The organism is Treponema primitia, from assembly GCF_046533075.1.
In the GTDB taxonomy this organism is placed as follows: Bacteria; Spirochaetota; Spirochaetia; order Treponematales; family Breznakiellaceae; genus Termitinema; species Termitinema primitia_B.
On record NZ_JAJQRB010000071.1, the window covers coordinates 20,750 to 27,578 of the forward strand.

At 53.7% G+C, this 6,829-nt stretch carries 7 protein-coding genes; 4 read left to right on the forward strand and 3 right to left on the reverse strand.

Annotated elements, in window-relative coordinates; translation table 11 throughout:
• Window positions 1–54: 54 nt before the first annotated feature.
• Together smpB and LQZ19_RS15020 are read right to left on the reverse strand one after the other, a co-directional pair.
• Window positions 55–516, reverse strand: coding sequence for an SsrA-binding protein SmpB (gene smpB / locus LQZ19_RS15015; protein ID WP_411048496.1), 462 nt, complete (start codon window positions 514–516; stop codon window positions 55–57).
• Entirely contained in the window at window positions 513–2,042 is a 1,530-nt protein-coding gene (locus LQZ19_RS15020) for an SUMF1/EgtB/PvdO family nonheme iron enzyme (RefSeq protein ID WP_411048497.1), read from the reverse strand. Before LQZ19_RS15020 ends, smpB begins: the two co-directional genes overlap by 4 nt.
• A gap of 66 nt (window positions 2,043–2,108) precedes the next feature.
• Between LQZ19_RS15020 and lepB (LQZ19_RS15025) the strand changes: the two genes are divergently transcribed.
• The 4 genes from lepB (LQZ19_RS15025) to LQZ19_RS15040 all read left to right on the forward strand — a co-directional run bounded on the left by lepB (LQZ19_RS15025) (window position 2,109) and on the right by LQZ19_RS15040 (window position 6,183).
• Window positions 2,109–3,104, forward strand: coding sequence for a signal peptidase I (lepB, locus tag LQZ19_RS15025; RefSeq protein ID WP_411048498.1), 996 nt, complete (start codon window positions 2,109–2,111; stop codon window positions 3,102–3,104).
• 18 nt (window positions 3,105–3,122) lie between these two features.
• Complete coding sequence (gene lepB, locus LQZ19_RS15030) at window positions 3,123–3,851, forward strand: signal peptidase I (RefSeq protein WP_411048499.1); 729 nt, start codon at window positions 3,123–3,125, stop codon at window positions 3,849–3,851.
• A gap of 2 nt (window positions 3,852–3,853) precedes the next feature.
• The gene (hemW, locus tag LQZ19_RS15035) at window positions 3,854–5,008 is read left to right on the forward strand and encodes a radical SAM family heme chaperone HemW (protein ID WP_411048500.1); all 1,155 of its coding nucleotides are present in this window, start codon (window positions 3,854–3,856) and stop codon (window positions 5,006–5,008) included.
• A 173-nt stretch (window positions 5,009–5,181) separates the two neighbouring features.
• Window positions 5,182–6,183, forward strand: coding sequence for a hypothetical protein (locus LQZ19_RS15040; protein ID WP_411048501.1), 1,002 nt, complete (start codon window positions 5,182–5,184; stop codon window positions 6,181–6,183).
• 9 nt (window positions 6,184–6,192) lie between these two features.
• On the opposite strand, the gene LQZ19_RS15045 is transcribed toward LQZ19_RS15040, so the two are convergent.
• Entirely contained in the window at window positions 6,193–6,684 is a 492-nt protein-coding gene (locus LQZ19_RS15045) for a deoxycytidylate deaminase (protein ID WP_411048502.1), read from the reverse strand.
• Window positions 6,685–6,829 lie beyond the last annotated feature (145 nt).

Genomic DNA, 6,829 nt, shown 5'->3' on the forward strand with positions numbered 1-6,829 from the left:
TTATTATACTATAAAATCTATGACGCAACAATAGTTTATATAAAAAGATACAATTCAATGTAATTTTTGTCGGAAATCACGGGAGATCTCCCGGGTGATATCCCGTTCCCGTATATCCGCCCGTTTATCATAGGCTTTCTTTCCTTTACAGAGACCGAGTTCAACCTTAACCCGGCCCTTTTTAAAGTAAAATGAAAGGGGGATTAGGGTGTAGCCCTTTTCATCAACCTTTCGTGTAATACGTTTGATCTCATCCCGGTGAAGGAGCAGCCTTTTTTTCCGGTCCGGATCGTGGTTGAAGATTGAAGAGAAGGGGTTTTCGGCGATCCGCAGAGAACGGAGCCATACTTCACCGCTTATTACCTCCGCCCAGGCGTCGGGAAAGGAGATTTTTCCGTCACGGAAGGACTTTACTTCCGTACCCAGCAGCTCTATCCCACATTCGTAACAATCATCTACGGAATAATCATGCCGGGCCCGGCGGTTTACGGCGATGATCTTGGCCCCCTCGCTCATGGGAGCCCTGTTTCCCGCGCTATCACGGGCCGGAAGGAAACAAAGGGGGATGATAAGGCCGGGGCCAGGGATGCCCGAGTTTCAATGCCCACCGAACCGGGGGGATTGAACCAGGAACCGCCGCGCAAGGATCGCTCCGGAGAAGAGACCGCTTCTACGGCTGCAGGAGAAGCGCCCAGATAGTTGAGGGGAGCGTAGGGGTCCGCACACCATTCCCAGAACGAAGTTCCCCGCGCCGTAAACAGGGGGGCGGCGTATTCCCACTCCGCTTCCCGGGGAAGCCGTACTTCCCAACCCGCCAGAGAGACCGGCAGGGATTGGGTAAGCCATTCACAATAGGCTGCTGCGGCAAACCAGGAGATCCCCGGCACGCCGGAATTGGAGAAGGCCGGGTTAATCGGTTTGTCGAGGTAGCCCAGGGAAACAAGACCCTGTGCGATAAGGGTTGATGAATTGTCCCGTCTCCACCGGGGATTAGCGGAAAGGAAACGTTCCCATTCTTCGGTGTCCAATTCTGTGGCGGCAATATAAAAGTCGTCCAACTTTACACGGTGAGGGAAGGATGCGCCCTGGATAAATTCTCCCGCAAGAAGACGCCGGAAATTCAGGTTCCCCACGCGGATTGTTTCCCCGGTTGGGGGGCCCTTCGTTTCGGCCCCTTCGGAAATGCCCTTGGTCAGGGCTGCGGCGCCGGATACTGCCTGCCGATACCAGGGAGAACCCTCTAAAAGCCGGATATTTTCCGAAAGAGCGTTGGCGGATACGGGCAACAGGGTTTCTGAGAGCCAAACGGCGGCGCCGGGTGTGTCCGAAAGATATTTCAGGATAGCTGCGATAGAACCGGTCAAGGTCAATGGCGAAGGGGATAACCCCCCACTGTTGATAAGGAATTGGGCGCGGGAAAGGTCCCGGAGAGCCGCTTTGGTAGCGGCAAACCGGGCCGCTGCTTTAAGGACTTCCGTAGCTTCTTTCCGGACGTCCGGATCAGCCGCTGCCGACGGTCCTATGCGATAGACCGCTTCGGAAAGGTCCTGAGGGATCTGGTATGCCGGGGTTGGCTCTCCGGTAAAGGACCACCGGGCATATTCATCTGCTCCGGAGATAAGGGCCTCCAGAGGCTTCGGCGCCTCCAGGTTTACGAAAACAACTATACGCCGGGGAAAAAACCGGGAAGCAAAAACACTGCCCGGGATGGTCCTTTCCTGCCGGACAGGCGTAAATCCCGGAAGGACCAGATCTACAAGCCTGTCGCCCTTTGCTACGAATAACTCGCACGGGGTGGTTCCCAGGGTAATTCCGTCCACCCGCACCGCAGCGCCCTGGGGCTCGGAATTAAGAACAAGAAGGCTTCCTGGCCTGGCAATACCGGGGTAAAGGAAGATAAAAAAAAGTATTCCCAGGAGTATCAGGGCATAAAAACCGGCCAGGTACACTCCGGGCCGTATACCCAGAATAGACTTCAGATGGACCTGATCTTCCGGCAAGATCTCTCTCTGTAAAGCCGATGCTGGCTTTTTTTCGAACATTGACGCATTATAGGCCCCTCTTCGTACCTTGTCAACGATGACCTAAAATGGTATTTTTAGTCTAATATGATGGAAGGAAAGGACTTTTTTGATATTATCCAGGGACTTACTGAAAACCATTTAAGCCGCAGAAAACGAAACAAGCGGATCAAAAAGGAAAAACAGCAGGCTAAGAATCCCGTATTGGATTGGATTGAAGCCTTCCTCTGGGCTGCCGGGGTGGTACTCCTGATCAATCAGTATTTTTTCCAGGCATACCAGATCCCCTCGGGGTCCATGATCGATACCCTTTTAATTAAGGACCGGATTTTCGTTAACAAGATCATTTATGGGCCGGAACTGCTCCCGGGGATGGCAAAGTTGCCCAGCCTGATTAAGCCTAAACGGAATGATGTGATCATATTTGAAAACCCCTCGTATATTTCCCAGGGGCCAGCCTTTGATATAGCCCAGCGTATTATCTATATGCTTACCCTCTCCCTGGTGGATATAGACCGGGATGAATCCGGGGACCCCAAGGTTCACTTTCTTATTAAGCGGGCGGTTGGTATGGGCGGGGACCGGTTTATCACCGAGCAGGGGGAATTGAAGATCCGTTTTGCCGGGGAGGACCGCTGGGCAGTGGAACGGGAATACATAGCCCAGCGGGGTATGGACCACAAGCTGAGCCGCCTTATGGAAAGCACAGCCTATCCCAGCCTCTTAGCCGCCGGAAGGGCCGCCGCCTACATGGACCTGGGCCTGACTCCGCCGGACGATTTGGCCGCCGCAGCTTCCGTCGCAAATGCCCTGCGGTACCCCGACTACCTGGCCCATGAACGATCCCGGCTGGAATTGCTGCGTGGGGCTCGTCCCCAGGAAAACCGTTACCGGACCCTGTTGGCCCGGCATACGCAGGGCTGGTATGTACCGGAGGGGCGCATCCTCCCCTTGGGAGATAATCGGGATAATTCCCGGGACGGCCGTTATTTCGGCCCCGTTAGGGTATCCAAGATTCTAGGCAAAGGAGCTTTGATTTACTGGCCGCTCTTTCCGACATGGCGCGCCGGTCCGATACGGTAATTATGGGGAATAGGGTTTATGTTTAACAAATGGCGAAAATATTCCTATGCCGCCCAGAAGGATCAGCGCCATCAGATATGGTGGGTTCTGCTGTGGGTTCTGGCTTTTTTTGTTTTATATGCCGCCCTGACCACTTTTTTCTTTTCCATGCGGGTTTTAGAGAACGAAACCATGCAGCCTGGTCTCCGTGCCGGAGACCGGTTTATCTTTTCATCTAATAAAATTTACAGTTTTTTGGCCGGAAAGGATCTGCTTGGCGGCGAACCTCCCTTCCGCCGGGGAAACGTGGTCCTGGTGGATATGTCCCTGAAGGAAAATTCTGATGTTGTAAAGAATGTAATAGATATTCTGCTGAGGTTTTTTACCCTTCAGCGGGTGAGTCTCTTTAATACGAGGGAACATTACTATATAAAGCGGGTCATCGGCCTGCCGGGGGATGAAATTTCCATGACCAACTTTGTTCTTCGGTTAAAGCCTGCGGATGAAAAGTATGCCCTTACGGAGTTTGAACTATCCGACCGGCCCTATGTTCCCACAATTCCCCAGATTCCCGCCCTGTGGGATGAATCGATCCCCTTTTCCGGAAATATGGATACCCGTATCCTTGGTGAAAATGAATGTTTCGTCCTCTCGGATGATCGCAGTAATACTAACGACTCCCGTACCTGGGGTCCCATCCCGGTGGATATTGTTGTGGGAAAGCTGCTCTTCCGTTACTGGCCTTTTACGAAGCTGGGAAGACCCTAGGAATGGGAAAAGAGGCGGGGGTTTATATCCACGTACCGTTCTGTTCCGGGGTTTGTGATTACTGTGATTTTTATTCCATCCCTGTTAAATCCGATGATAAGCGTTTAGATCAATTTGTGGATCTGATCCTAAAGGATCTGGAGGCGAGCCTAGCCGCCCTGGGGATTAGCCATGTTCCCACCGTGTATATCGGCGGAGGCACCCCATCGGTACTTGGGGCGGTGCGGTTGGACCGGCTGCTGGAGGGGGTAGGGGCGCTGCAGCCCGGGGAATTCACCCTGGAGGCAAACCCCGAATCGGCGGACGGGGAACTGCTGCGGGTCTGCCGGGATCGCGGGGTGACCCGGCTGAGCCTTGGTGTCCAGAGCTTCCACGAACCATCCCGCCGGGCGGTCCATAGGGTAGGGGAGTCCGCCCTGCTGCCGGATCGTATCGGTTTAGCCGCCGAAATTTTCGGCGACGCCCTCTCCCTGGACCTCATGACAGGGCTTCCCTTTCAAAATGAATACATTTTACATAAGGATATCGAAAAAGCCCTGTCCTACGGGCCGGGACACCTCTCTCTTTACTCCCTGACCATGGAAGAGGGTACCCCTCTGGCAGCTGCCGTAGGGCAGGGGAACTGTCCGCTGCCGGAGGATGACGAAGCGGATCGTCTCTGGATAGCCGGTCGAAATACCCTGGAATCGGCGGGCTATGCCCAATACGAGGTGTCCAACTTTTCCCGGCCCGGGAAGGAAGCCCGTCACAATATCCGGTACTGGCGTATGGAAAGCTGGCTGGGTTTGGGTCCCGGCGGTTCCGGTACCCTCGTGGACGACGAAACCGGCGCCGCCGTGCGCCGTACCTGCAAGGCCGACCTGAACCTCTGGCTTTGCCGGGATAATTCCCCGCCCTACACCGAAGAAATCCTGGATCGGCAGACCCTGATAAAGGAAAGCATACTCATGGGCTTTCGGTACCTCAAAGGCCCGGACACGGCGCTGTTCAAAAAGCGATTTCACCGCCCCCTGGAAAACCTTATCCCCCAAACCCTCCGCCGCTGGGAATCCAGGGGGCTTCTCCAAAAAAAGCCCCTGGGCCTAACCAAAGGGGGGCTGCTATTTCTCAATACCTTCCTAATCGAAGCCTTTACCGAGCTGATTCACAAGGAATAAAAACGCAGGAATAAAAACCGCAAAGGCACAGAAGGCGCACAAGGGGAAGGAAGGGGCTTTCTGGTAATTTTTTCCTTTGACTTCTGCGCCTTCTGCGCCTTTGCGGTTAGAAATTTCTCCTTGTTAGGTAATCATGGTTGATTTAATGCCATCACTGGGATACCTTATTAAGTATGTCTTCCTCCGAAGCTGAAAAAGAAGATTCCGGAGTCCCAATATTAGGTTTAACCGCCCATGAAGAGAAATTGGTTCAGGAGCTAATGGCCTATCTGGAACCCGGGAACTGTAAGGATATTGAAACGGCCCGGGTCCGTATTTCCTGCCTCCTGGAATTGGGTATGGTTATTTCCCGGTTCCCTTCAATCCGGGAAACACAAATGGTCCGGGGGGAGATGCGGGATGAGGAAAAACTCATAGAGTCCATTACCAGCTTCTCCCACCCCTCCCACTTACTGCGCAGTCCTACCCGGGTTGTGGCTGTCCGCAGCTACCTGGTTGCGAAGTCCCACGCCTTTTCCATGCTGGCTATTCTGGTGCGGGACAAGCCGGAATTCTATGTTCCGGTGCAGCGTATTCTTTTCTCCATAATTTGTACCCTGATGATCGAGGAGGTGTACTTTTCCTGTCTTGGGGATGCATCTTTTCCCGATCATATCCGGTTCCGTCTGGCCGATGACCTGATTACCCTCTGGGATAGCGGCGTGGATCCCCGGGCTATTGAGCACTTACCCGCTCTGGAAGCGCTCTGGGCCGCCCGGGATGCGGCGCCCCCCTGCTTCGGGACCATGGATGGTTCCAGCGAACTGATTCGGGTTTCCACGGAACTGGGGGACGATTGGTACAAATTTCTGACGAGCAGTATTTCTAACGATGAAACCCTGCAAGCCCTGGAGGAATTCCTCTTCGGCCTTTCCTATGAGGAAATTCGGGAAGTCCGATCCCGGCTTATTCGTTTTGGAATTTCCGCAGTGGATAACGATGAGGTCCGCAGCTACCTGGGAAGCAACCCCGCCTACAACGTTGTTAATAACGAGGATCCCCGATCGTTCTACGATTTTTATGTCGACCGCCGGGATGCCGCACAGTTACGGAGACGCATGAACGCCCCGGGCCCCAAACGAACCCTGGAAGAAATTTACCTTAAACACCGCATAGTCCTGGAACAGCCCGTATAAATTTGCAGCCTATTGTTTTTCGTATCTTTGTACTTCGTTGTGTATATATTCCAGCTGTATCTTCGCTTTTTCAAACATGGATTCAGAATCTTCGGCATCGTGATACCGCCGCTGGCAGACTACCCGGACTATACCGCAGTTGATGATAAGCATGGCGCAGGTCCTGCAGGGGGTCATTCGGCAGTAGAGGGTGGCTCCCTCAATGGCAATACCCCGCTTAGCGGCCTGACAGATAGCGTTCTGTTCCGCATGGACGGTCCGCACACAGTGGGTGGTTTCGCTTCCGTCCTCGTGGAGCATCTTCTTGAACTGGTGTCCCACTTCGTCGCAATGGGGCAGTCCCGCGGGAGCCCCCACATAACCGGTTACCAGGATCTGGTGGTCCTTGGCAATAACGCAGCCCGAACGACCCCTATCACAGGTCGCCCGCTTTGAAATGGCGTCACAGACCTCCATAAAGTATTCATCCCAGCTTGGCCTTTGGTATTCCGGTTCCGACATGGCTTCTCCTAAAATCACTATAGCAGGAGAAGTCTGTAAATACAATATAAACCACGGACCCCGGTGAAGCCATGCGCATAACTGGGTCTTCGAAAGCACACAATTGATCGGGGGGCCTGTCAGGAAGGAAACGTATGGGGCCTCC

Coding starts and splice junctions, on each gene's coding strand:
- smpB (WP_411048496.1), bottom strand. CDS start 516: ATGAGCGAGGGGGCCAAGATCATCGCCGTAAACCGCCGGGCCCGGCAT.
- LQZ19_RS15020 (WP_411048497.1), bottom strand. CDS start 2,042: ATGTTCGAAAAAAAGCCAGCATCGGCTTTACAGAGAGAGATCTTGCCG.
- lepB (WP_411048498.1), top strand. CDS start 2,109: ATGATGGAAGGAAAGGACTTTTTTGATATTATCCAGGGACTTACTGAA.
- lepB (WP_411048499.1), top strand. CDS start 3,123: ATGTTTAACAAATGGCGAAAATATTCCTATGCCGCCCAGAAGGATCAG.
- hemW (WP_411048500.1), top strand. CDS start 3,854: ATGGGAAAAGAGGCGGGGGTTTATATCCACGTACCGTTCTGTTCCGGG.
- LQZ19_RS15040 (WP_411048501.1), top strand. CDS start 5,182: ATGTCTTCCTCCGAAGCTGAAAAAGAAGATTCCGGAGTCCCAATATTA.
- LQZ19_RS15045 (WP_411048502.1), bottom strand. CDS start 6,684: ATGTCGGAACCGGAATACCAAAGGCCAAGCTGGGATGAATACTTTATG.